Genomic DNA, 23780 nt, shown 5'->3' with positions numbered 1-23780 from the left:
GGGTATCTATGTTGGAGTTTACGAACTCACCCCTCGTCACCGTAACCTTAACGGCGTCAGTATTTACGAACTTAGCCTCCTCAGCCTCGACCGACTCCACGTCGCTATTCACTATAGTCACACGTCTACCAACTACCTTCTTAACATTGACATTGGTTAATGTTACTTCATCACCCTCAACCACATCAAGACTACTATTCCTAATACTGACGTGCTTACCCTTAACAACCCTAACACCACTGGGTAAGCCCTCAGCACTTATATTCTCACCCTCCATAATCCCTGAGGTCAGTGACGCCCTGCCCCTACCTCTAATGCTCAATTCTATGGATGAACCACCACCAAGGTTTATCTTTATTATGCCCAGATTAATCGATCTAGCCTTCATTGCAGTCCTCCCTGAGGATTTACTGAAGTATTCATAGTATTTATCGAACTTCTCAGCCATCACCTCACCTTCAGCATATCCCTTATCTCACTCAGTAACTGCTTCGTCTCCTTAATCCTCTCCCTAATCTTCTCCATAACCTCCTCATCACTGGCGCTAGCATACTTCAACTCACTCATCCCTCACTCACCTTCTTTAACTCATCCCTAATCTCCCTAAGTATTCCGTTGACCTCGTCAAGCTCCTCAAGTAGGCTCCTAATAAACGCCCTATACGTGTTTAATTGATCAGCCATAGCCCTGGCCTGCTCATCCACACTGTCAAGCACAGGTACGAAGGCCACTATGGCCATGACTGCACCCCAGAATATGGCTAAGGCACCCAATATCGCCGCAACCACCAGGAACGGCCAGGAACCGGCCTTGAAGGCCATGTAGAAGATTGCCACTGGGACTCCAGCGCCTATTATTAACCCGGATATAAGCATGATCGCTATTGATGAGTAGGGAATCCTTATTTGGAGCGCCTCGCTATTTCCTCCAGTAACTCCCTGTCTATGACTAGTCTGAAATCCCTCACCCTGTAAACCTTCCTTAGGTGTGGCTTCGGCTTCTCCTCCACCACGTACGTACCCTCCACCAACCCAGCCTCCTCCAAAACCTTCAGGTGCATGTGGGCTAGGGCGTAGGGTATATGTAGGCTTTGGGCTATGTCCTGGATAAAGGTGGGTCTCTCCACCAATAGCAGGAGTATTCGCACCCTCAATGGGTTGGCTAAGGCCCTCCCAATCTTCACCAGGTCCTCCAGGGAACTCACTTTTAAAATCAACCATTCACCTCACCCCTAACTATAGCATACCTAACTATTAAGACTGACGCTAAGGAATAAAGCAATATCCCTAGTAAACCCTTGACTAGATAGGTAATGCTGAGATTAAGGGCACCATTCATGGCAAAAGCCATGTAGGTTGTTGGTAGGGCTAGGCTCACATACTTAAGTAATCCAGGTAATACTGCAATTGGGTAATATACAGGCGCCAACAGTAGGAGCGGCCATGGAATTATCTGGGAAACTTGATTAACCACTCTATAGTTTTTAATGCCGATGCCGAGGGCATAACCAAGTAATGCCGATGATAGGGCTATTATTAAGGCCGTCATTGTTGCTACCAACAACTGGGCTAAACCATAATGCATACTCATAATTACCACTGACAGTACGAGTAAAGATACGACTGACGGTATATCATATAAGACTAACTGAATGAAGTAGCCCAACGCAATATCCCAGTGATCAGCACCATTAGAGAATAGGAGCGAGTATATGGTTGAGCCACGCCTGAGGTAGGCAATGTCCTGGGAGGTTCCTATGAATGGTATTAGGAAGCTCGTATTAACCACAGTACCAACAATGAAGTAACTAAAGTACTGGGGATTACCAACAATTTTCAGGAGCGTTAGCCAGAGTATGGGAAATATTAAGGTGAATCCTATGGATACGTATATCCAATTACGGCTACTAAGCACTAAGTACTTAGCCATTGTGATGGTATTACTCAGTCTCATTGTTATCACCGTCAAAGACCTGGATAAAGACATCCTCAAGGGACGGCTCCTTAACCTCAAACCTAACTCTCCTCCTAACTAAGTCATTAATAACCTCAACGGCCTCATCCCAACCAACTTTTATTGAAATTCCTAAATCATCACTTCTTACCTCAACCCAGGGCAGCTTCTTCCTGAGCTCACTGGGCGAGCCCTCCATTAGTATCCTCCTTCTCATTAAGTAAACTCTATTGCTCAACTCCTCAGCTTCATGGATATAGTGCGTGGTTAAGATTATTGATGAACCATCATCCCTAGCCTTCCTAATGGCATCCCATATGTTCCTCCTATTCTGGGCATCAATACCCACTGTAGGCTCATCAAGAATTATTAACTTAGGTTTACACGCTATGGCTGAGGCCACTAGGACTAACCTCTTCATACCACCTGATAAATCATCAATAAGCTTCCCTTCATAACCCCTTAGACCAACCACATCGATAGCATCCTCAGCGCACTCCCCAGCCTTAGCCTTTGGAATACCCCTCAGCCTAATGAGCATCTCCACATGCTCCCTAACCTTAAGTAGGTTGAATGGTAAAGCCTCCTGGGGAACCACGCTCATTAATCCACTCCTCTTAGCCTTGCCGGAGTCCATACCCATTATGGATACCTTACCTCTATCTGGCCTTAACTCACCATAGATTTGCCTTAATAACGTTGTTTTACCTACCCCATTTGGGCCTAGGATCGATACTAACTCACCCTCATTAACGTTAATGTTTATGTCCTCATTAACCAGCAGGTTGCCGAAACTCTTCCATAATCCCTCAACTTTCACTATCGCATTTCCTGGATTCACCATCAGTTAAAATTGATACTGATTTATTTTTAAATTTTACTATCCAAGATGAGCATGATTCATCGATTGATGAGAAATATAGACTAAGTTAATATTATAATATTAAAAGCTTGAAAAATAAAAATATAAACATTGATTTAATTATTTAAGCATATCATAATATAATTAATTCATTACCTATGTCTTACCCTATACGCAGTTAATGAATGTAATACATGCATCTTTATGAAGCCCCTCGCCTCTTCCTCACTTGGGTACCAACCGCCCACGTAGTCGACTAAGTCCTTACTATAACTTGTGTATGGACTTTCCCTGCCAAGTATTGTTAGGCCTCCGAAAATCTTAACCTTAACAATACCACTAACCCACCTGTTCATGGTCCTAATAAGACCATCAAGCTCCTCACGCAGTGGTTCATGCCATAAGCCGCTATAGACCAGGTCAGTCCAGGTCTGATCAATCATCTTCTTAAACCTATACTCAAGTGGTGTATAGACAAGTTTCTCCAAGTCCCTATGAGCCTCAATAAGTGTTAATGCAGCCGGAGCCTCATAGACCTCCCTAGACTTAAAACCAACAACTCTATTCTCAATATGGTCAATTCTGCCAAAACCATGTGCGCCAACCACCTTATTAAGCAGCGATATTAAGCTTACCAGGTCAATTTTCTCGCCATTAACCGCCACGGGCAATCCCTCTCTAAACTCAATCTCAAGTATGAGAGAACCATTGACCTTCTCAGATGGTACTGTCCATTTAAAGGCATCTTCAGGAACTTCGATGTTAGGATCATCTATTTCATGACCCTCTATACTCCTCGACCACAGATTATCATCAATACTAAACCTACTATGTATGTTTGGTATTGGGATACCATGCCTCCTTGCATACTCAATCTCCTCGGCCCTATTCATACTCCAAATCTTCGCTGGCTCAATAATCATGAGATCGGGCGCTAAGGCCATTAATGCCTCGTTAAACCTGACCTGGTCATTGCCTTTAGACGTGGATCCATGCGCAATGGCATCACAGCCCTCCTTCCTGGCCACCTCAACGACCTTCTCAGCAATTAATGGCCTAGCCAATGCCGTACCTAATGGGTACTTATCCTCATAGAGAGCATTAGTCATTATCGCCATTGCCACAGGACCCTCGGCAAATTCCCTCTTAGCATCAATGGTGTAATGCTTAAGGGCACCTGCCTTATATGCTCTCTCCTCAATGTCCCTGAGATCATCATCCTGCCCAACATCCACCGTGACTGTTATAATCTCTGCATCAAACCTCTCCTTAAGCCAGTGAATTGCTACTGTTGTGTCGAGACCTCCTGAGTAGGCGAGTGCGATTTTACTGGGTTTCCTAAGTACCGGTTTAGGGAATTCACGACCACTCTAAACCCTATGTATTAATAAGCCTTACCCTCAATAACCTATATAATTATATAATTAACCAACCACCGCGATGGCGGGTTTCGAGAGATTCCTTAACTCCCTTGACACATCCTCAGGCCTTAACCCACTTATGTAGCTAATGAACTTCTCATAGTAATCAGCTGGTAAGCCATAGGTTGGTATTACCGAATAAAGCATTGCCACACCCTCTGGTGACTCGGCGGTGACCTTAATTCTACCAATCCTATTCTTAATGGCCATATTCAATTCCTCCTCAGAAATCACTTGATTACCTATTGTGCCAAGCATGACATCGATAGTCTCCTTAATGACCTCCCTACGCACACCAGCCATTGCAATAAGTACGCCCGAACTACCCAATGGCCAATACATGGAGTACGCGTAGTAAGCAAGGCCCCTCTTCACCCTAACTTCCCTGTAAAGTCTCGATATTAAGCCCATACCTCCGAGTATGGTATTCATCACTGTAACCCTAAAGGAGCCCTCTAGATTCGAAATGCCGTAGCTTGGGTAGGCAATGGTTATTGTCGCCTGAACCTTACCCTCAAGCCTTACATCGACATTACCACTTCCAAACCTACTTATGGGCACCTTGGCATAGCCTGCATATGGCAGGTTAATATCTACCATATCCTCAGGGGCAACAACAGTCAATGACAAGATCTTCAAAGCGTCAACAGCCCTCTTAATATCATCCTTTGTTATACCATCAAAGCTATAATCATAGGCAATGGGATGCCTAGAGTATGGGTGGTCATTAAATAGCACCTTCAGAGCCTCGGCCACTGACCTGACCGAGGTGTCCTCCCTATTAATGCTTATACTTGTCCTCGCCTCCCTAATGGCATCACTTAACCTATCAATGACCGGGTTTAGGAACATGTCCTCTATCAGCTTCACCGCCTTATTAACGACGGAGAACCTAGCCTTAACCCTAAGCGTGAGCGCGTCAAACCCCTTCTCGAAGGAGAATGAAACACCAATTCTCTCCAACTCCCTGGCATAATTACTCATTCTCCATAGTGGTATTAAAACATTCGCAATGCCAGGATAAGCCTCCTGCAGTGAGCCTAGGTTCAACTTAATGTCAAGTACGGCCACGTCCTTTACAGGCGATCTAATGAATAATTTATTAGCCACCATAGACATCACCTGTAAAGGATTGAAATCGATCTATTTAATAAATTATTCACGAAATCTATATACTCGCTGGTGCCCAATTTCGTCGCGTCCTCAATCACGGATATTAACCTACCTGGATCACCCATGAATAATTGTGATAAGCCGTAAATCTGGGCTAACTTACTTGGCGAGTCCGTGGAGAAGACAAGCCTAGCCATTATCCTCTCCCTGGCAAAGCCCAGCTCATCCTCACTAGGTCTCTCCGCTATTAACTCCTCAACCCTCATAATTGCCCTATCCGGATCCTTGACGTTATATATTATTATTGAGTATAGGTTGTTCATGTAAGTAACCTCGTAATAGCTATAGACTGCATCGCCAAGGCCCTCCTCAACAAGCCTATAAAGCCTTGAGGATCTCGGAACCGCCATGGGTTCCCTACTCGTTAAGCCATAGGTGAATGCCCTATCGCCGGAAATTATGAAGTCCGCTAAAATTGTCTTCCTTAAGCCATCAATGTCGTGCGCTCCAGGGACTTTAAACGCGATTAATAACCTGGGCGTCTCGCCACTCAATGCCTTTAACTCAACCCTAACCCTACCCTGTAATCCATCATCCCAGGGCTTAATAACTCCCGATTCACCACCAGGTTCTATACTGCCGAAGTACTTATTGGCTAACTCAACGGCCTTATCCTCACCTAATCCACCAACCACGACCAGCACGGCATTACCAGGGTTGTAATAACGCCTATAATACCTAAACAACTCATCCCTAGACACCCTGTTTAGGTCACTTCTCAATCCAGCGACTGCGTACCTATATGGGTGTACGTCCCAGGCAATCATCGATGCCCTATACACAAGCCTAAAGTCTGGGTCGTTCTCATTCATGTCAAATTCACTGAGTACAATCTTCCTCTCCAACTCGAATTCGCTTGGGTCAAACACCGCATTGGTCATCCTCTTACTCTCGATCTCAAAGCCCAACTCGGCATATTCCGCGGATAGTACTTCGACGTAGACCGTATAGTCGTAGTTCGTAAATCCATTAAAGTAGCCGCCAACCCCCTCAACGAGTTCGTCCACGCTACCCCTTAACCCTTCGATCTTCCTGAAGAGCATGTGCTCCACTAGGTGTGAGCCTCCGAATATGCCGGGGTACTCGTTCTTGGCGCCTACGTTGTAGAAGACATAGATCGCGGCAACGTCAATAGGCATGTGGTGTACAATTACTGTTAATCCATTGCTCAGCCTTGATAGGCTCACCATCAAAGGGCAATAAGGTAAGTATCAATAAAAGTATTGCGAGTAATGAATATCGAGCCAACAAAACAATGAAGCGTTAATAGGTTTACTTATTCACCCTTGATTCTTTATGAACCAGGGAAAGGCTTTTTACCATATAATAAATGGATGAGTTAGTGACGAGTTTAGAGCCCACTGAATATGTTTCCCTGCGTTAAATGATGAGAGGCTGAGAGCTGAGTTATGAATGGTCTTGCAATAATTGAATGAATATGGTTTGGTCGGGTTTGAATTTGGAGAAGTTAGGTGTTCCTGAGGAGAAAATGCTAATCAACTAGTTCTATCTCTATTTTTATGTTTTCGGGAACCCTCATCCTCATTAATTGCCTAATGGCCCTCTCGTCAGCATCCATATCTATTAATCGCTTGTAAATCCTCATTTCCCAATGATCAAACGTGTGGTATCCCTGACCACTCGGTGCTCTTCTCACAGTTACCAGGAGTCTCTTCCTGGGTAGTGGTATTGGTCCTGAAACCTTAACACCGAGCTTCTTGGCTATGCCGACTATTTCACTGGCTAGGTCATCAACCTGCTTACTGTCTGTTCCCCATATGCGTATTCGCGCCTTTCTCGGCATTAATCATCACACCTTAATTTCAATCTTCTTAGGCTTAATCTCGATTATCTGCCCAGCGGCTATTGTCCTACCCATATCCCTTAGGGCGAACCTACCAAGCCCTGGGAAGTCGCTGAACTTCTCAACAACCACATCCTTAAGTGGTTTTAGCCTAACGATAGCAACATCACCCTGCTTAATGAACTGCGGCTTCTGCTCCACGGTCTGACCAGTCCTTGGATCTAACTTAGCAATTAACTCAATTATTTGTGTCGGCACTGTTGCTGTGTGTACGTGAAGTACCGGTGTGTAGCCAGGGCCTATTGCCGTTGGGTGCCATAGAACAGCTAGTCTCGCCACAATCTCCTCAGCAACCGTTGGTGGGTTAGCTAGGTGACCCATTACGTCGCCCCTCTTCACATCATCCTTCTCAATGCCCCTAACGTTAATACCAACGTTGTCTCCCGGCTGAGCTTGCTCAAGCTTCATGTGGTGCGTCTCAATACTCCTAACATCGCCAACCTTGGCAGGTGGCATTACAACAATCCTATCACCAACCTTCAGCACGCCAGTCTCAATCCTACCAACAACTACCGTACCAGCTCCAGTTATTGTGTATACGTCCTGTATTGGTAACCTGAATGGCTTATCAGTAGGCCTTGGCGGCGGTTGTAACGCATCCAGTGCCTCTATTAGGGTTGGTCCGTTGTACCAAGGCATGTTACTACTCTTCTCCTTTATATTATCACCCCTCAATGCACTGACTGGTATGAAGGGAACCTTTGAGGGATCGTAGCCTAGCAACTTCATGAACTTACCAATCTCGGCCTTGATCTGCTCATACCTCTTCTGGTCATAATTAACAACATCCATCTTGTTAACAGCCACAATTACCTGCCTAATACCCAACGTAGCGGCTAGGAATAGGTGCTCCCTGGTCTGGCCCTGTGGGCCAATGCCTGTCTCGAACTCACCAGGTCTTGCTGATACAACGAGCATGGCAGCATCTGCCTGGCTTGCACCAACTATCATGTTCTTGACGAAGTCCCTGTGGCCTGGCAGGTCTATGATTGTTATGAAGTACTTGGGCGTCTCGAAACCTACGTGCATCGCCTCAATCGTGACACCCCTCTCCCTCTCCTCCCTAAGTCTATCGGTTACCCAGGCATAGACGAAGTCCTCCTTACCCATCTTCTTTGCCTGCTCCTCAAGCTCCTTGAATCCCTTCTCATCAACATAGCCAGTGGCTACCAGCAGGTGGCCTACCAGTGTTGATTTGCCATGGTCCACATGCCCTATAACCGCTAGGTTAAGGTGTGGCTTCTGTAAAGCCGACTCCTTAGGCTTCAGTATTAGGCTCATACCTATCAAGACGGAGCTGTGAAATAAAAATTAATAAGTTTTTGGGTTTCGATCACCGACATGGACAAGGTCATCACGAGAGTCTCTGCCTTAGTTTTTCCACACTGTCTTGGACTATCCTCTGGGCCACTGGGTCTAATACCCTGGCCCCCATTGACCCTATTAAACCGCCTATGCTCCCGTCGAAGTACCAATTAACCTTTGTCTTACCTGGACTTGGCTCCTCAAGCCTAAAGCCTATCTCGAAGTCCATAGTACTCTGCATGCCAGTTCCCCTACCAATGACTTTGGCGCTCTCCGGCGGCCTCTTCTCGGCGAATTTGGCGGTTATATTTATCGTGCCCTTAATGGCCCCAACACCCATGCTAGCCTTGACCTTGAAATTGTCCGGGTCAATAACGTCAACGGACTCGACACCAGGTATTATCGAGGCTATGTTCCTCGGGTCAATGAGAAAGTTATAGACCACATCCCTAGGCTTATCAACCTCGAAGGAACCATCATAGTGAACCCTCGCCATACGAATTAATTCAGTGCAGACTCATTTATAAGTAATTCCAATGTCTCTATATCAACAAGGCCATCATCGAGGCTATGCAGGACATGAAGAGCAGGGCCGGTGTTGCTATAAGCCCTGCCTTAAGGCCATACATTGATATTAAGTAAGTCATTAAACCACCCAATGAACTGGCCACGTGGTACGAGACGCCAGCACCAACATGCTTAATATCGCCTCTAAATAGTGATACTAGGTAAGTGATTGCGGTGTGTATGCTATTGCGTCGGCCATACCGAAGAGTGCGAAGAGTAGTAATGGGTTTATCCTGAACATGAACGCATTTATTAGCGAGAAAATCACATAACTAAGCATCAACACCTTGGTAGGCTTCACCCTGGTCATGACGGCTGACACTATTAATGTGAAGATTAGTAGGGATATCGTGGACGTAATTATTAGGTCGGGAACCTCATGCGCATTGAAGTATATGAGAATTACGGAGGTGTATGCATAGAAGCCTGAACTCTCACCGAACTTAACCCCAATGGCCCTAATGACCTTCTTAACATCCTCAATACGGAAAGCGAACCTCCAATTAATGGGCCTGGCACCCTGAGCAAGCGTTAAGATTACGACCGCCGATAAAAGACTTAATAACGACCCCGTCAATAATGCCAATCGCCATTGAATAACCATAAGGCCCACTCACCGCCAAGAGCTAATCCCTGAGCTATCCTGAGCATTAATAATTCATACGTTGCATACCACGTCTTCTCGATCGTCGATATTAACATTGTTGAGATGCCCATGACGATTAGGGTTAGCGCCAATGATGACTTGCTTGAGTGCTTATCACCGATTAAGCCAAAGACGTAGGCTCCGATGGGTCTTGCAATGAATGCCACGAATATTGATGTAATAACATTATAGGCTAGGAAGTTGAACCAAATTGATACCGTACCCACCACACTAAACAACGCCACCACTAGATTTCTCATGCATCTAATTCCACCTATGCATTTGGATTCTTGAATATTTATGGTTAAGCAATCACGGATTTATTATTAATAATAGGGCGGTCAATAATAAAATAACGTCTGTGGTTAGGCAATACATGCAATAGGCATTGTGGCTTACCTGTAGGTATATGCCGTAAACGCCAATTATTAGCCCAATGATTGATAGGGCCAGTGCAATCATTAATGCGTTCATTATTATTAAGAGTCCTGTTAGGAATAGGGCGATGACGGCCCCGATGGATAGCAATAACCTAGTCCTCCTCGGCACTATGAAATTAAACCTATCGCAATGAAATATGCCAGGTAAGCACGCATTCACGTATTTGACATTCTCATACGTATAATATATCATCAATCCTGAACCCGCCAGTGGCACTATGGCTAGTAACGGTACCATTAATGAGCTAATGCATTAAGGCGTTAAAATTAATGAGAATTGGTGCAAAATATGCATTTTAATTTAATTATAATATAGTGAATGCTCTAATCATGACCGAATTATGTAAAGTATGTGGGGTAGTTCCTGAAGTATTATTTCAAGTCCAGTCCTAACGCCGTCTGGTGAGCCGGGTAGTGCCACTATTAACTTGCCCCTGGTGACCCCAGCCGTAGCCCTCGTCATTATGACCCCGGTACCAATCTTCTGATAACTGACCTGCCTAAATAACTCACCGAATCCCTCAAGCTCCTTCTCAAAGAGTGGCCTAACGGCCTCTATTGTAACGTCACTCCTGGCGAGACCAGTACCACCGGTGAGCACTATCACGTCAACATCATCACGAAGGAGGAGGGAGTCAACGAGTGAACGTATCATGACAAGGTCATCCTTAATCAACTCACTACCAACAACCCTATGCCCAGCCTGCCTAAGCATGGACTCGGCGAGGTTCCCTGACTCATCCGTGTATGGCTGACCACTCACCTTAGCGTTGTATCGTGACGTAGACACAGTTATCACGAAGAAATTAGCCGTCTTAGGACCAGCCTCCCTATGCATTGTCCTTGGCACACTCATTAAGAAGAGTATTTTTGTATTGATATTTAAGGACTTCATTTAGTTTACGTATAATTATTTATTAACCGTGTAAAAACACTTATTTAACCTGGTTAGTTGATAGGCCCAATGTCTTCATGTGAATTCTTTAGGGCTTTAACTAGGATTAGTTCAGAGGGTGGTAAGATCGTCACTGTTAAAATTATTGTTAATGATAATGTACTATCTGATATAATCGTTAATGGAAAGCCCCTACTCGGTATTGCAACTAGTGGGGAAGTTTTGGAGTTAGCCAATAGGGCATTAACTGAGGATAGGGTGATTGAGACAACAATAGGTAATGCCAGGATTGTTCTAGAGCCTATAGAACCAAGACCAACCATCATTGTCGTGGGTTCAGGACTCATAGCCAAGGCCTTGGTTGATGTTAGTAATTCCATCGGTTACTACGTGGCTGTGGTAGGTAATAATGACGTGAATAAGGACCTATTTAGTAATGCTTATTTCGTGAGTAATGACCTTAGGGACCTCGAGAAGCTCATTGACGAGGATTCCATAGTAATAATTGCGAATGAGGGTGGTAAGCCCTATGACTCAGAGGCACTTTACATAGCCCTTAAGCATAATGCCAAGTTTGTTGGTGTGCTCGCGAGTCAGAGGAGGGCTGCGGTGATTATTGCCGACATGGTTAGGAGGGGGTTGAACCTCGATTATGTGTTGGAGAAGCTTCATTCACCTGTTGGGCTTGACATTGGTGCTAAGACTGCTGGTGAGATAGCCCTTAGTATACTCGCTGAGGTAATGATGTTCATGAGAAGCGCAAGCGGTAAACCAATGCATGAAATTAAGGATCCGAGGAAGTTCATTAAGGATGCCCTAGAAGGTAGATTGCAGGAACAATCGTGTTCCTGGAGACCTACTGAATTTAAGATGTGAAAAATCCATTACATAGCCTTCAATTCCTTCAGTTTCTGAATAGCTAATTTAACGGCCTCAATAATATTCTGGTAGCCAGTGCACCTGCACAAATTCCCTGACAGACCCCTCCTAATCTCCTCCTCCGTTGGATTTGGATTCTCGCTTAATAACCAATAGGTCTCCATTACGAAGCCCGGTGTACAATAACCACACTGTAGTGCATGCTTCTCCCAAAAAGCCTCCTGTATTGGGTGTAACTTACCATCCTTAGTCAGGCCCTCAAGCGTCAGTATTTCAGCACCATCAGCCTGAACGGCAAGTACTTGGCAGGACTTAACACTAACGCCATTCATTATAACCGTGCATGCACCACAATGCCCAGTATCACAACCAACATGCACGCTCGTAAGCCCAAGGTCCTCCCTCAGGAAGTGGACAAGCAATTTTCTAGGCTCTACATCCCTCTCATACAAAACACCATTAACCTTAACCCTAATCCTAACCCTCTCCTCAGGCCCAACCTTAAGTGTTGTTGCCATGCCCATCACCTCAACAGGGCATTCTTAATCGCCCTCCTAGTAATTACCTTAACCATCGCCCTCTTATACTCGGCTGAACCCCTAATGTCACTTATTGGACTCGACTCCTTCATAGCCCTCTCAGCGGCTTCTTCAATAACATCATCCGTTAATTTACGCCCAATCAAGGCCTTCTCAGTCTCACGAGCCCTAAACGGCCTAGGGCCTGCAGCCGTAATGCCAATGCTTGCGTCCTCTACGTAATCCTCAGAACTAAGTCTGAGCGTTACTGCGACGCCTACCACTGCGAAATCACCTGCCTTACGCTCAAGCTTCACGTACGACGACTTAATATTACCACTAAACCTCGGTATCACTATTTCACTAATCACCTCGCCTTTACCCAATGCGGTGGTGAATGGACCTGTTATGAAGTCCTCAACAGGAACCTCCCTAGTCCCTGATGGGCCGAGTATCTTTACGGATGCCCTAAGCGCAATTAAAGTTGCTGGCCAATCAGCCGCTGGGTCTGCGTGGGCTAAGGAACCAGCCATTGTGCCGAGATTCCTGATCTGTGGGTCGCCAATCTGCACCGCCGTTTCAAGCAGTGCTGGGTATATCTTCCAAAGATCCCTATTAACCTCCACTTGGTGATGCCTAACCAATGCGCCAATCCGTATTTTATCGCTCTCAATGCTTATATACGATAGGTTAGATACCCTGTTAATATCCACTAAATACGAAGGCCTAACCAACCTGAACTTGAGCATGGGCATGAGACTCTGCCCTCCAGCAAGTATTTTCGCATTTTCGTCAGTCTCAAGGACCTTTACGGCCTCATCCAATGATGCAACCCTTATATAACCGAATTTTGGAGGATACACGAGAGCGTGATTACGGCAATACTAATTAAGCATTACTTTGGCATTCAGTTAAAGTATTAGGAGGATATTGCTTAAAGCAATGATTATTAAGCTGCATTAATGCCATACGTCGGTGCACGTATTAAGAGGATTGAGGATCCTAAGTTCATCACGGGTAGCGCTAGGTATGTTGATGATGTGGTGGTTCCAGGGACACTCTACATGGCGATATTGAGGAGCACCGTCCCCCATGCAAGGCTGTTGAGGATTGATTATGAAGATGCATCAAGAATCCCAGGCGTTGTTGGTGTTATAACGGGGTTGAATATTAAGGTTGAGAATAGGCCGAGGAACTTCCCGATGGCTAAGGATGAGATCCTATATGTTGGTCAACCAATAGCTGCGGTGATTGCTGAGGATAGGTATAAGGCCTATGATGCCCTCGATTACATCCAGGTTGATTATGAGCCATTACCCACCGTTATTGATCCTGAGAAGGCACTAACCGATGATGTTAAGGCTGTCGAGGGAGAAAACAATCTCGGTTATAGGAAGACCTACAGAGCCGGTAATCCCGAGATTGAGTTTTCAAGGAGCGATGTGGTGATAGAGACCAAGCTTGAAATTGGCAGGGTTTACCCAGCGGCGATGGAGCCCAGGGGATTATTGGCTGTGTATCAGGAGGGTAGGTTAACAGTCTATGCATCAACACAGGCGCCGCATTATATGCGTAAGTTCCTCCTTAATGCGTTCAGGGATCATGTTAGCGATATAAGGGTTATACAGGCAGACACAGGTGGTGCCTTTGGCTCAAAGATGTTCCCATACCCTGAGGACTACATAGTTGCCTACGCAAGCATTATTTATAGAAGGCCCGTTAAGTGGGTCGCCACTAGGCGTGAGGACTTACTAAGCACGTACCATAGCAGGGCCCAGATACATAGGATTAAGGCTGGGTTCACAAGGAGTGGTGAGTGGAGGGCATTAATTGATGAATTAATAATAGACCTGGGCGCCGCGACTCATGGTTATTACTTAGCTGATATAACATCCACGTTAATAAGTGGGCCTTACAAGGTTAGGGATATCCTGGTTGAGGTTTATGGCGTTAGGACGAATAAGACCCCACTCGATCAGTATAGGGGTGCAGGTAGGCCTGAGGCTGCCTTTGTGTATGAGCGGATAATGGATATAGCAGCTGATGAACTTAAAATGGACCCAATAGAGATTAGGAGGAGGAATTTAGTGACGGAGTTACCGTACACAAATCCCTTCGGTCATAAGTATGATAGTGGTAATTACCTACATCTACTTAGTATTGCTGAGGGTTATTACAGGGATTTTGAGAGGAGGGTTGAGGAGTTGAGGAAACAAGGTAGGAGGGTTGGTGTTGGCTTATCATTTTACATAGAACAGAACAACTTTGGGCCGTGGGAATCGGCCTCCATTAGAGTTAAGTCTGATGGCAAGATCCTCGTTATAATAGGCGCGGCACCTCATGGACAGGGCGATGCAACAGCAATAGCTCAGATAGTCGCTGATGAACTCGGCATTGACATGAACCAGGTGGAGGTTTCGTGGGGCGACACTGAGTTGATTGGTGAGGGCTTTGGCACGTTTGGTAGTAGGACGCTTACTTTGGCTGGTAATGCCGCGTTGCTTGCCGTGAGGAAGCTTAAGGATAGGTTAAGGAGGGTTGGTGCAGCATTAATGGGCATTAATTATGAGGATGTAATCTACGAAAGCGGCTATGTCAAGGATACCAAGACTGGGAAATCCCTTAGCATTAGAGATATAGCTAATGCGTTGACGGCGAGTGTTGGTGGTACGTGGCCTTACGGAGTTGAACCATCGTTAGAAGACTCGGCATACTTCGGTTTAAGTAATTATACGTATCCATACGGCTCGCACATAGCCCTTGTTGAAGTTACTGAGGAAGGTTTGGTTAAGGTTCTTGATTATGTGGCTATTGATGATATTGGTTTTGTGATTAATCCAATGCTTGCCGAGGGTCAGGTAATTGGTGGGGTTGTTCAGGGCTTTGGTGAGGTCGCTCTCGAGGAGGTTAAGTATGATAATGATGGTAACCCACTAACGCAAACCTTTAGTGAGTACTGGATACCAAGCATAATGGAGTCCTTCAATGCCAAGTGGCATTACCTTGAGGAGGGAAAATCCAATGCACCATTACCCACTAAGGGCATTGCTGAGGGACCGTTAATCGGAGTATTACCAGCATTAACGAGGGCTGTGGAGAATGCCGTGGGCAGGAGAATCACGAAAATACCCATTGATCCATCATTATTGATTAAGTAATCCACAGTCTAGTTTTTAAGTAGTTAACAATGTATTTAATTCAGGGGGCGGATGATGGCGAGCCACCAAGGCGGCTACTCGCCTGACACCCCCTGGTTCTATTTTATCGACCTTCTTCTGCAGTCTCCACATAAATGGCGGGTCTACCTGGCAATGAATTTCTAGCCCTATTGCCAGGGTCGTAGGTTGGGCTTATGGCGTCTTGCATAATGACCTCTGCGCCAATCCTGGACTTAATGTAGTTGCTCAATTCCTTAAAGACCCTTAGTTCCATTTCTCTACTAACTATTTTCCTAGGTATTGTTCCATCAACGACCTTAGAAACAAGGTTAGCTACCCTATCAGCCATACGTCTATACTCAGGCTTATTGACGATTGCCCTTATCGTCTCGCCCATCGTCTTACCCTCATTAATGAGCTTAATAGCCTCATCAACAATTTTGTAATACTCACTTGATGGCCCTACGTAAAGATGCACAGCTTTAGGCGTTATTTTAGTAACCCTGAGTATCTCCTGGATATCCTCTATAGTCCTCTCAACCAGGTCTAAGGCTATGTCCAGTTCATCATTTATCAATTCCTCATTATACTCAGGCCAGGGTTCCAGGGATACGAATGTTTCATTACCCATTCTATGCCAAAGCTCCTCAGCAATATGAGGCATCACTGGCTGTAACAACTTAACCCAGCGCTCAAGGACGTACCACAAGGCCCATCTAACCTCGTCCTTACTGACATTAATAACGCCCGTAATTTCCAGGTACTTCTCAACGGATGAGAGTAGGTCAAAGAATGCCTTAAGAGTGTAACCCCTAATGTTCTCATTATCCATGTCAATCGTTGAATCACGAATCGCCTTATTCACCTTAGAAATTAGCCACTGCGTGATCAATGATGAATTCTTAACATTGACATTACTTAACGATCTTCCCTCCTTAATAATATCATTCGTGAGATCCCAGAACCTAGAGAACCTACTCGCGACGCTGGTCACGTCATCCTCCCTCCAATCAAGTGTTGAATCAAGGTCTGTGGCTGAGGCTAGGTAAAGCCTCGCAAGGTCACTGCTGTACTTCCTTGGTATATAGGGTAACGGAAGTACGTTACCTAATGACCTACTCATCTTCATGCCTTCCCTAATCACGTACTCATTAAAGGTTATTGACCTTGGCCAATACTTCTCTGGGAATATGGCAACATGATGAAACACGAAGAAGCTCAGGTGACTACTTATTAAATCAGGACCACTATGTCTCTCATCCACTGGGTACCAGTAATCAAACTCATTTCTCATGTCCTCAATTAACTCCTTACTAACATCAAACACCTCAGCAACACGACTTGGATCGCCCTCACCTAGGAATATGTAATTAAAGAAGGCCATTATTGCGTTTAGGGCCTCCTTATCATTACCCTTACTGCTTATGACCCTTTTAGCAAATTCCCCAAGCTTTTTGTCAAGACCACTTGACCTTATTTTATGGGCAATTGTGTAGTAAGCCATGTATATTGTTGAGTCACTTAGGGACTCTATTATCCAGTCGGGATCCCAGGGCAGTCTCGTACCGAGCCCCCTCTTCCTCGCGCACGGTCTCATGGATAACCAATTAAATACGTCCTCAAAGTTCTTCCTGTACTTCTCGGGTATTATCCTCATGGAGTTAAGGCACTTAAACGCTTTCGCCTTCCACTCTGGGTTTCCATAATTAAGGAACCACTGATCCTTAATCACGGCCGCAATGACCGGGTTACCACTCCTCGTATATACGTTCCTAGGCTCTAACTCATACATCCTACCCCACGCCCCCTGCTCGCTCAGTGCCTTTATCGTCCTCTCCCTAGCCTCATTAACACTAAGCCCAGGGAATAATGTGTTCTCCTTCATAACACCATTGTAAAACTCCTCCCTATACACAATCCTCGTTGCCTCATCAAGTCTCTCCCTATCGCTCTGACCCTTAACACCGAGCTTCTCAACCACGTCCTTGGCGGGGTACTTACCATAATTGGGCAGTTTAATGATGCTTATGGGCTCTATTGACTCTACGATTTCCTTAATGCCGTACTCACTCAATGTCTTCTCATCCTTCTTAAGGTCCATTAGGGCTACATAGTCGTAGGGCGCGTGGGCGGGTACACTATAGACAACCCCCGTGCCTGTGTTCTCATCAACAAAGTTTGCAGGTAATACTGGAACCTTTCTATTAATGAGCGGCGTAATTACGTATTTACCTATCAACTCCTCACCACGTATTGAACCGACCAACTTAACATCATAACCCTGATAACTTAATTTCCATGCCGCTGGCTTTGAAATTATCCACCTCTCACCATTAACCTCAGCAATCACATACCCAACACTTGGATGAATCCACACGTTTGTGATCCCATAAATTGTTTCAGGCCTTAACGTAGCCGCGACTAGGTACTCATTGGAATTCTCCAGTCTAAACTTCACGAGGTTGAACTCGAGTATGTCTATGGTCATTTCATCCCCACCCTTAATGTCATGCTCACCCACCGCCTGATTCTCATCAGGTGAGTAGAGCACTATATGGCTGCCCTGTGTTATGTAACCAGTCTCCCTCAACCTGTAGTACTGCCAAATAATGAACGCATTATAGTCTGGATCACCAGTCGTGAACTGCCTCCTGAAATCCATTGAGTATCCCATTGACATGAAGTCCCTAATGTAGACCGAGGCAAAGAACTGGGCTATGTTCCAGGGATTAGTAAATGTGCCTAGTACCTCCTTAACTTTACTTGGATCATCTACGTATAGGCTCACGTACCAGGAATACAGCCTTATATCATCCGGGTCACCCTTCATTATTCTGTCAGCCACTGACTGTATTGGTGTACCCGTTATGTGCCATGCTATTGGGAATAATACATTGAAGCCCCTGGCTCTCTTATACCTGGCTATTATGTCGCCTATCGTGTATGTTCTACTGTGACCAATGTGCGGTGAACCTGATACGTATGGGTATGGCACCGTTATGAAGTACTTGGGTTTACCTGGCTTTGGATCAGCATTGAACATTCCTTTATCATACCACTCCCTCTGCCATTTTCGCTCAATTTCCCTAATCTCCCTCAAAAAATCGCTATACAGCTCTTCAACCTTTGATTTAAACGATTCCATTTCACTTCCTGAGAAAATCCATCGTTTTTAATAATTACTACCCATATTTAAGCTTTTTAATCAGCACCGCTAACTTCGGCTTCAGAGGACCTGGCTTCGGCGAGTTCGGCTAGTCTCGAAACAACCCTCTCCTCACTAATTATGTCCCTAATTGAGATGACACCGCGTAATTTATCGCCATCCATAACCACTAGGTGCCTTATCTTATGGTCATTCATTAGCAGGGCAGCCTTGTAAATGCTGTCCTTGGGACCCACTGTTATTAAATTCCCTATAGTACCGATCTCAGTTACCTTAGCATTAAGGTCCTTACCATGAGCCAACGCCTTCATTATGTCTCTCTCGGAAATAACACCAATTGGCTTACCTGCATTATTAACAATTACTAATATACCCACATTCTCCCTACTCATTATGTTAACTGCATCCTTAACCCTAGCATTCTCATTTATTACGAGAGGTTCTCTCTTTATTATTTTGTCAACGGTAAAGCTCATCGACAAATGCCGCATATGATCATTTATAAACTTTACGCGTTATTTAAAATGATAAACCATTATAAATAAGAGCTAAAGGAATATGATAAAATAATTTAAAAAGAGAATGCGATCATTATTAAGTAATGGCATATTTAATAAACCAATTCACAATTGGAATCATGATCTTCATAATATTACTCATTATTTCAATAATAGGATTGAGAATTAAGACTGTGATTATTCATGAACTAACAAGGCACTCCCGCACTGGCGATACCTGCCCACTCTCTATGGATTTAATCATAGTGAATACCCTGAGACGGGCAACAATTGTACTAAGGGGTTTTTATGCGTATATTACCATGTACTTCATTAGGGATGATGGTTCCGTAATACAATTCTTTAGGGGTTACGTACCCTCATTGAGCAATACTTGGAGAATAATGGATTTCTCACCAAGCATTAGGCTGTTTAACTTTGCCGTGAGCAGTGATGGAATAGGCATTACCGATATATTGATACCATATCCATCATCCCTAGAATTACCTGGCAGTTTAATATCACCATTTGACATAAGGACTGGGGAGCCGACGGGTGTGGTTAATTTCCTCAGCATTAGGAGGGCTTTGTCATCAGAACTTGGTGAAAGGCTTGTTCAGTCAATGAGCCTCGCTGAGATTGTTAGGAGGATTAAGTTAGATATATCATTTTATAACGGTGTTAATCTCACGAAATACTCCACGTCATTACTAAGGCTTCTGGCTAATGCCGGCATTCAGGTTGATGGTGAGGTTAGGGTCATTGAGGGTTCTGTGGATACGAACCTGAGAAAAGTAATTAATTGCCCATATCTCTTTAGTCATGCGGCGTGCCTAGGTAAGGCGTTTAGGACTACGTGGGTTTGGTTAACGATCATTGAGGCAATCCTCGGTCTTGCCTATGCATTCATTCCCTCCCTATTTGTATTATTGATAGGTGCACCAATAATATACGTGTTAGTGATATTACTGCTATCATTACCAAGAATTACCTAACAACACTGTATGGGCAATACCTCCTATGCTCACAGCCTGAGCATAATCCCCTACTGGGTGATGGCCTTGGATTTCTAAGCCCAAGCCAATAATCGAGGGAATAATCCACATCCTTAAGGAAATCATTGAAGCCTCTAACGTTGATCCTATGGATAACAACGTACTTCGTCAATCTCACAAAATCCTCACCACCATCCAAGGATCTAATGATTAGGTCTATATTATCAATTATTCGAAATTCTGATCCCCTAACAATCTTTATGATGGCTGCACCCCGTGGGTTAAGCCCCAGGTAATTCATCATATGGAAGTACGACTCTGCCTGTAGCGCCTCCCTACCCCTCATGAATTTCAGATTTGTCAAATTATTAGTGGTCTTTAATTCTATTATGTACGTGGGCTTATTATCCAGGTTTATTATTAAGTCGGGAAGACCGAGGATTGGTACGTTTCTTCTAACCATTACTAGCGAAGCCTCCTGAATAAAAGGCTTACTAAAGTCTGCATAGCCAATCCAGTTCTTCATTTTAGAATTGAAGAAGTAGACGCCCTCCTCACCGCGATTAACTATGATGGGATTCCAACCAAGCTCAAGCCCAAGCCCATCCTCATTAACACCAAGCTGCCTTGAATGTTCCTGGAGCCCATTAATTACGCCTTCATTAACAATCCTACCCCTCAAGTAGTCTAGGTGTATCCTGTATTCACAACCATGTATTTGTGAACCAACGTAACCTGACATTAAAAAGAGCACTCCATGCTTAAGCCTGGGTATGGTAAATTCCTCATTACCCCAATGAAGCACGGCATATTCACCAACTAATTCCATGCATGGCACAGTGTCGAGCCTGGGCAAATGAATCACCTAAGTAACTTATACTATGAAATACACATAGCGCTAACTATAAAGTATTACCCTGGTAATGCAATTATGAAGAATGAATCAGTAGACCCGCGTTCTCTAAGGTTTATAATCCCAGTAATATGGCGTGGTTGTGGGTAAAGTAAAGATTGTGGCAACCATAGGACCGACCTCGGAAAAAACAGAGGTGTTAAAGGAGCTCATTAAGTATGTTGATGGAATAAGGATAAACTTCTCCCACGGTAATACCGAGGAGTGGAAGTCCAGGATATTAAACGCCAGGGAACTTAGGAGTGATATCGCCGTACTTGGTGATTTAAGAGGCCCTGGAGTTAGAACAGGAAGCATGAAACCCCTAACACTCAATACTGGCGACTCTGTGGAATTCAGACTCGCTGAGGAGGCGGTTGGGAATTTCGTGCCAATACCTAATCCATCATTCTTTAGGGTTATAACGATTGATGATATTATCGTGATGAATGATGGCAGATTAAGACTGCGTGTTGATAGGGTTTCGGGAAATAATGCGGTTCTCACGGCATTAACTGCTGGAATTATTGCCCAGGAGAAGGCCGTGGTTATTAAGGGTAAGGATTACCCATTACCAATACTTGATGATTATGATAGAGAGGTCCTTAAGTTCGCTGTGGAGGTTGGGATGGATTACTTGGGTGTGAGCCACGTTAGGAGTTCTGACGATATTGAGGAAGTTAGGACCGAGTTGAGGAGGCTTGGTGGTGATTGGATAAAGCTTGTGGCTAAGATTGAGGGTCCCGACGCTGTTAGGAACATGAAGGATGTTGTTTGCTCGAGTGATTATGTGATGGTGGCCAGGGGTGACCTAGGTATGCACTTTGACCTTGAGGAAATACCCAGGATACAGACGGCAATAATTAAGGAGGCCCAAAAATGCGGTAGACCTGTGATGGTAGCAACACAGTTATTGGAGTCAATGATTGAGCAACCAGTGCCGACTAGGGCTGAGGTTGTGGATATAACGAATGCGGTCACGGAGGGCGTTGATTCATTATTATTAACTGGCGAGACCGCCGTTGGTAAATACCCTGTTGAGGCTGTGCAATGGTTGAGGAGGGTTGCCAGTGAGTATGAGGATGAGGTCCATGTCGAGAGGGATGTGATGGCGAATATAACCGATAGGCTTGCCCTGGGCATCGTTCAGTTGGCTGAGGATATTGGTGCAAAGATAGTCATTTACTCGAGGGGTGGTAGGTTCGTCGAGGCCATTTCTAGGTATAGGCCTAGGGTGCCTACCTACGTTGGTGTCAGTGATGAGAGAATAATGAGGAGGTTAAGGCTTTATTGGGGTGTGGAGCCTATACTAATTGGGAATATTAGGGAATACGATGAGGGCGAGAGGGAGACACTGAATCAGTTAATAAGGAGTGGCTTGATTGCTAAGGGTGACCTTGTCCTTCTGACACATGGAGTTATAGACACATACAATGACTATAGCATAAGGATACTCAGGGTCTAGACTAATCTAGGCAGTGCCTTCTACGCGTGATTAAGTAAATGACATAGGCGAGACCCACGCTAATGGCTAGGAAGAATACACCGACTAATGCGTAACCCATGATCAATGACCTTATTGACAGGTATAGGAACAATAATGGTATTAGCGATGCCAGTACTAGGCATAGGTAATTCATGTAATTGGGCTTGCCATGGGAAGTACTTGTTAAGCCGGTTATCCTCAATGCATCGCCGATCCTCTTACCATTTGGCTCAAGGTAAAGCTTAACATAACCAAGCCTTACTAATTCATCAACAACCCTTCTCTCATCCTCGCTCAATGAATCGTAGGCAATCCTACCCCTACTCAAAACCTTCCTAAGCAACTCCTTACCCTTCTCACTTAATTCATCCATCTCAGTATCACCTCATTAATTATATCAGATGATGATAGCTGCCTAAATAGGACATTACGGGATTTAAGTAGCTCAATTGCCGTATTGAGTTTAACGGAAACATCATCAACGCTTTCACCGTAAATTACCAGGTAATGATTATTATTATCACTAATTACGGCTCCGAGACCAATAATATCACGAAGCAATGAGTAGTCCAAGGTACTAATTAATAATGCCGAGATCCACCTATCACCAATGCGTACTACCCCTTCGCCAACACCAACACTGAGACAGACTCTGCTCAACCTTAAATCATTAACTCCCTGAGAGGAAACACTCCTTAATACCCTAACCCTAGTCGTGACAACCCCCTCCGCATTCACACCACCCCTCCTACGCCTAATAACAAGGAAGTAAATTGCTAAAATAACGGCAAACACGATAATGAATAGTACGGGACTTATTATGAATAGCAGGAAAGACGCTAAAGCACCTAGGATCCAATACCAATTTTTCCTTAAAAAATCACTAAACATTATTGCCTTCAGAAATTAGCGGTCGAAGAATCTAATTAATTAATTGGATAAAAAGAGAGAGAAACATTGGGAGAAAAACATCATTAGACGCGAGTTAATGACTCTAAACTCATACAAATCCACGTGAGGCATGACGAAGCAAGCAGATAAATGCTTTATTAGGCATGTATTG

27 protein-coding genes are annotated in these 23780 nt (G+C 44.6%); 4 read left to right on the top strand and 23 right to left on the bottom strand.

The window, feature by feature from the left end; genetic code table 11:
* From ACP5L5_RS09225 to ACP5L5_RS09150, 16 genes are all read right to left on the bottom strand, one after another.
* On the bottom strand, positions 1 to 448 hold a 448-nt coding region (locus tag ACP5L5_RS09225; RefSeq protein ID WP_428763265.1), incomplete at its 3' end, for a hypothetical protein.
* Between the two features lie 115 nt (positions 449 to 563).
* Positions 564 to 836 (bottom strand): hypothetical protein, encoded by a 273-nt coding sequence (locus tag ACP5L5_RS09220; protein WP_428763263.1) that lies wholly within the window; start codon positions 834 to 836, stop codon positions 564 to 566.
* 65 nt (positions 837 to 901) lie between these two features.
* Positions 902 to 1126 carry an ArsR/SmtB family transcription factor gene (locus tag ACP5L5_RS09215; RefSeq protein WP_428763270.1) on the bottom strand — a complete coding sequence of 75 codons (225 nt, stop codon included), beginning with the start codon at positions 1124 to 1126 and terminating at the stop codon, positions 902 to 904.
* Positions 1127 to 1212: 86 nt separating this feature from the next.
* Entirely contained in the window at positions 1213 to 1953 is a 741-nt protein-coding gene (locus ACP5L5_RS09210; RefSeq protein WP_428763262.1) for an ABC transporter permease, read from the bottom strand.
* The gene (locus tag ACP5L5_RS09205; RefSeq protein WP_428763260.1) at positions 1940 to 2797 is read right to left on the bottom strand and encodes an ATP-binding cassette domain-containing protein; all 858 of its coding nucleotides are present in this window, start codon (positions 2795 to 2797) and stop codon (positions 1940 to 1942) included. The genes ACP5L5_RS09210 and ACP5L5_RS09205 overlap by 14 nt, the downstream gene beginning before the upstream one ends.
* 170 nt (positions 2798 to 2967) lie before the next feature.
* Entirely contained in the window at positions 2968 to 4140 is a 1173-nt protein-coding gene (locus ACP5L5_RS09200) for an argininosuccinate synthase (protein ID WP_428763269.1), read from the bottom strand.
* A 99-nt stretch (positions 4141 to 4239) separates the two neighbouring features.
* Entirely contained in the window at positions 4240 to 5355 is a 1116-nt protein-coding gene (locus tag ACP5L5_RS09195; RefSeq protein ID WP_428763258.1) for a M16 family metallopeptidase, read from the bottom strand.
* Positions 5355 to 6599: a M16 family metallopeptidase gene (locus ACP5L5_RS09190; protein WP_428763256.1), complete on the bottom strand. Its 1245-nt coding sequence runs from the start codon at positions 6597 to 6599 to the stop codon at positions 5355 to 5357. Before ACP5L5_RS09190 ends, ACP5L5_RS09195 begins: the two co-directional genes overlap by 1 nt.
* Before the next feature lie 302 nt (positions 6600 to 6901).
* Entirely contained in the window at positions 6902 to 7213 is a 312-nt protein-coding gene (gene rpsJ, locus ACP5L5_RS09185) for a 30S ribosomal protein S10 (protein ID WP_013604916.1), read from the bottom strand.
* A 6-nt stretch (positions 7214 to 7219) separates the two neighbouring features.
* Entirely contained in the window at positions 7220 to 8554 is a 1335-nt protein-coding gene (gene tuf / locus ACP5L5_RS09180) for a translation elongation factor EF-1 subunit alpha (protein ID WP_013604917.1), read from the bottom strand.
* Between the two features lie 73 nt (positions 8555 to 8627).
* Entirely contained in the window at positions 8628 to 9074 is a 447-nt protein-coding gene (locus tag ACP5L5_RS09175) for a CoxG family protein (RefSeq protein WP_013604918.1), read from the bottom strand.
* A 46-nt stretch (positions 9075 to 9120) separates the two neighbouring features.
* The gene (locus ACP5L5_RS09170) at positions 9121 to 9249 is read right to left on the bottom strand and encodes a hypothetical protein (protein ID WP_428763253.1); all 129 of its coding nucleotides are present in this window, start codon (positions 9247 to 9249) and stop codon (positions 9121 to 9123) included.
* 53 nt (positions 9250 to 9302) lie between these two features.
* Complete coding sequence (locus ACP5L5_RS09165; RefSeq protein WP_428763251.1) at positions 9303 to 9749, bottom strand: hypothetical protein; 447 nt, start codon at positions 9747 to 9749, stop codon at positions 9303 to 9305.
* Positions 9719 to 10051: an MFS transporter gene (locus tag ACP5L5_RS09160; RefSeq protein ID WP_428763249.1), complete on the bottom strand. Its 333-nt coding sequence runs from the start codon at positions 10049 to 10051 to the stop codon at positions 9719 to 9721. Before ACP5L5_RS09160 ends, ACP5L5_RS09165 begins: the two co-directional genes overlap by 31 nt.
* Before the next feature lie 52 nt (positions 10052 to 10103).
* Complete coding sequence (locus ACP5L5_RS09155; RefSeq protein ID WP_428763247.1) at positions 10104 to 10469, bottom strand: hypothetical protein; 366 nt, start codon at positions 10467 to 10469, stop codon at positions 10104 to 10106.
* A gap of 90 nt (positions 10470 to 10559) precedes the next feature.
* Positions 10560 to 11087 (bottom strand): MogA/MoaB family molybdenum cofactor biosynthesis protein, encoded by a 528-nt coding sequence (locus tag ACP5L5_RS09150; protein WP_428763245.1) that lies wholly within the window; start codon positions 11085 to 11087, stop codon positions 10560 to 10562.
* 108 nt (positions 11088 to 11195) lie between these two features.
* On the opposite strand from ACP5L5_RS09150, the gene ACP5L5_RS09145 reads away from it, so the two are divergent.
* Entirely contained in the window at positions 11196 to 12002 is an 807-nt protein-coding gene (locus ACP5L5_RS09145) for an XdhC family protein (RefSeq protein ID WP_428763244.1), read from the top strand.
* A gap of 8 nt (positions 12003 to 12010) precedes the next feature.
* On the opposite strand, the gene cutC is transcribed toward ACP5L5_RS09145, so the two are convergent.
* Together cutC and cutB are read right to left on the bottom strand one after the other, a co-directional pair.
* A complete protein-coding gene (cutC, locus tag ACP5L5_RS09140; protein WP_428763243.1) occupies positions 12011 to 12529 on the bottom strand; it encodes a glyceraldehyde dehydrogenase subunit gamma in 519 nt (172 codons plus the stop codon).
* Positions 12529 to 13386, bottom strand: a complete 858-nt coding sequence (gene cutB, locus ACP5L5_RS09135) for a glyceraldehyde dehydrogenase subunit beta (RefSeq protein ID WP_428763242.1) — start codon at positions 13384 to 13386, stop codon at positions 12529 to 12531. Before cutB ends, cutC begins: the two co-directional genes overlap by 1 nt.
* A 99-nt stretch (positions 13387 to 13485) precedes the next feature.
* Here cutB and cutA point away from each other — a divergent pair, with 99 nt between their 5' ends.
* Positions 13486 to 15681, top strand: coding sequence for a glyceraldehyde dehydrogenase subunit alpha (cutA, locus tag ACP5L5_RS09130; RefSeq protein WP_428763241.1), 2196 nt, complete (start codon positions 13486 to 13488; stop codon positions 15679 to 15681).
* Positions 15682 to 15784: 103 nt separating this feature from the next.
* Here cutA and leuS read toward each other — a convergent pair whose 3' ends face one another.
* Both leuS and ACP5L5_RS09120 read right to left on the bottom strand, forming a co-directional pair.
* A complete protein-coding gene (gene leuS, locus ACP5L5_RS09125) occupies positions 15785 to 18826 on the bottom strand; it encodes a leucine--tRNA ligase (protein WP_428763239.1) in 3042 nt (1013 codons plus the stop codon).
* A gap of 56 nt (positions 18827 to 18882) precedes the next feature.
* Positions 18883 to 19323 (bottom strand): CBS domain-containing protein, encoded by a 441-nt coding sequence (locus ACP5L5_RS09120; protein WP_428763238.1) that lies wholly within the window; start codon positions 19321 to 19323, stop codon positions 18883 to 18885.
* Between the two features lie 125 nt (positions 19324 to 19448).
* On the opposite strand from ACP5L5_RS09120, the gene ACP5L5_RS09115 reads away from it, so the two are divergent.
* Positions 19449 to 20339 (top strand): hypothetical protein, encoded by an 891-nt coding sequence (locus tag ACP5L5_RS09115; protein WP_428763237.1) that lies wholly within the window; start codon positions 19449 to 19451, stop codon positions 20337 to 20339.
* Here the strand turns inward: ACP5L5_RS09115 and ACP5L5_RS09110 are convergent.
* Positions 20332 to 21195 carry a hypothetical protein gene (locus ACP5L5_RS09110; RefSeq protein WP_428763235.1) on the bottom strand — a complete coding sequence of 288 codons (864 nt, stop codon included), beginning with the start codon at positions 21193 to 21195 and terminating at the stop codon, positions 20332 to 20334. The genes ACP5L5_RS09115 and ACP5L5_RS09110 overlap by 8 nt on opposite strands.
* A 139-nt stretch (positions 21196 to 21334) precedes the next feature.
* Between ACP5L5_RS09110 and pyk the strand changes: the two genes are divergently transcribed.
* Positions 21335 to 22696 carry a pyruvate kinase gene (gene pyk, locus ACP5L5_RS09105; RefSeq protein WP_428763233.1) on the top strand — a complete coding sequence of 454 codons (1362 nt, stop codon included), beginning with the start codon at positions 21335 to 21337 and terminating at the stop codon, positions 22694 to 22696.
* A 1-nt stretch (position 22697) separates the two neighbouring features.
* Here pyk and ACP5L5_RS09100 read toward each other — a convergent pair whose 3' ends face one another.
* Together ACP5L5_RS09100 and ACP5L5_RS09095 are read right to left on the bottom strand one after the other, a co-directional pair.
* Positions 22698 to 23090: a hypothetical protein gene (locus ACP5L5_RS09100; protein ID WP_428763232.1), complete on the bottom strand. Its 393-nt coding sequence runs from the start codon at positions 23088 to 23090 to the stop codon at positions 22698 to 22700.
* On the bottom strand, positions 23078 to 23608 hold the full coding sequence (locus ACP5L5_RS09095) for a hypothetical protein (protein WP_013604933.1): 531 nt from the start codon (positions 23606 to 23608) through the stop codon (positions 23078 to 23080). Before ACP5L5_RS09095 ends, ACP5L5_RS09100 begins: the two co-directional genes overlap by 13 nt.
* Positions 23609 to 23780: the final 172 nt, after the last annotated feature.

The sequence above is a fragment of the Vulcanisaeta sp. genome, assembly GCF_049966235.1.
Lineage (GTDB): Archaea > Thermoproteota > Thermoprotei > Thermoproteales > Thermocladiaceae > Vulcanisaeta > Vulcanisaeta moutnovskia.
This window is presented reverse-complemented; position numbering and strand designations above follow the sequence as displayed.

What these genes read in the sequence shown, in the direction of transcription:
- ACP5L5_RS09210 (WP_428763262.1), bottom strand. Translation starts at nt 1,953, where the DNA reads ATGAGACTGAGTAATACCATCACAATGGCTAAGTACTTAGTGCTTAGT.
- ACP5L5_RS09205 (WP_428763260.1), bottom strand. Translation starts at nt 2,797, where the DNA reads ATGGTGAATCCAGGAAATGCGATAGTGAAAGTTGAGGGATTATGGAAG.
- ACP5L5_RS09195 (WP_428763258.1), bottom strand. Translation starts at nt 5,355, where the DNA reads ATGTCTATGGTGGCTAATAAATTATTCATTAGATCGCCTGTAAAGGAC.
- ACP5L5_RS09190 (WP_428763256.1), bottom strand. Translation starts at nt 6,599, where the DNA reads ATGGTGAGCCTATCAAGGCTGAGCAATGGATTAACAGTAATTGTACAC.
- rpsJ (WP_013604916.1), bottom strand. Translation starts at nt 7,213, where the DNA reads ATGCCGAGAAAGGCGCGAATACGCATATGGGGAACAGACAGTAAGCAG.
- tuf (WP_013604917.1), bottom strand. Translation starts at nt 8,554, where the DNA reads ATGAGCCTAATACTGAAGCCTAAGGAGTCGGCTTTACAGAAGCCACAC.
- ACP5L5_RS09175 (WP_013604918.1), bottom strand. Translation starts at nt 9,074, where the DNA reads ATGGCGAGGGTTCACTATGATGGTTCCTTCGAGGTTGATAAGCCTAGG.
- ACP5L5_RS09165 (WP_428763251.1), bottom strand. Translation starts at nt 9,749, where the DNA reads ATGGTTATTCAATGGCGATTGGCATTATTGACGGGGTCGTTATTAAGT.
- ACP5L5_RS09160 (WP_428763249.1), bottom strand. Translation starts at nt 10,051, where the DNA reads ATGAGAAATCTAGTGGTGGCGTTGTTTAGTGTGGTGGGTACGGTATCA.
- ACP5L5_RS09155 (WP_428763247.1), bottom strand. Translation starts at nt 10,469, where the DNA reads ATGGTACCGTTACTAGCCATAGTGCCACTGGCGGGTTCAGGATTGATG.
- ACP5L5_RS09150 (WP_428763245.1), bottom strand. Translation starts at nt 11,087, where the DNA reads ATGAGTGTGCCAAGGACAATGCATAGGGAGGCTGGTCCTAAGACGGCT.
- ACP5L5_RS09145 (WP_428763244.1), top strand. Translation starts at nt 11,196, where the DNA reads ATGTCTTCATGTGAATTCTTTAGGGCTTTAACTAGGATTAGTTCAGAG.
- cutC (WP_428763243.1), bottom strand. Translation starts at nt 12,529, where the DNA reads ATGGGCATGGCAACAACACTTAAGGTTGGGCCTGAGGAGAGGGTTAGG.
- cutA (WP_428763241.1), top strand. Translation starts at nt 13,486, where the DNA reads ATGCCATACGTCGGTGCACGTATTAAGAGGATTGAGGATCCTAAGTTC.
- leuS (WP_428763239.1), bottom strand. Translation starts at nt 18,826, where the DNA reads ATGGAATCGTTTAAATCAAAGGTTGAAGAGCTGTATAGCGATTTTTTG.
- ACP5L5_RS09120 (WP_428763238.1), bottom strand. Translation starts at nt 19,323, where the DNA reads ATGAGCTTTACCGTTGACAAAATAATAAAGAGAGAACCTCTCGTAATA.
- ACP5L5_RS09115 (WP_428763237.1), top strand. Translation starts at nt 19,449, where the DNA reads ATGGCATATTTAATAAACCAATTCACAATTGGAATCATGATCTTCATA.
- ACP5L5_RS09100 (WP_428763232.1), bottom strand. Translation starts at nt 23,090, where the DNA reads ATGGATGAATTAAGTGAGAAGGGTAAGGAGTTGCTTAGGAAGGTTTTG.
- ACP5L5_RS09095 (WP_013604933.1), bottom strand. Translation starts at nt 23,608, where the DNA reads ATGTTTAGTGATTTTTTAAGGAAAAATTGGTATTGGATCCTAGGTGCT.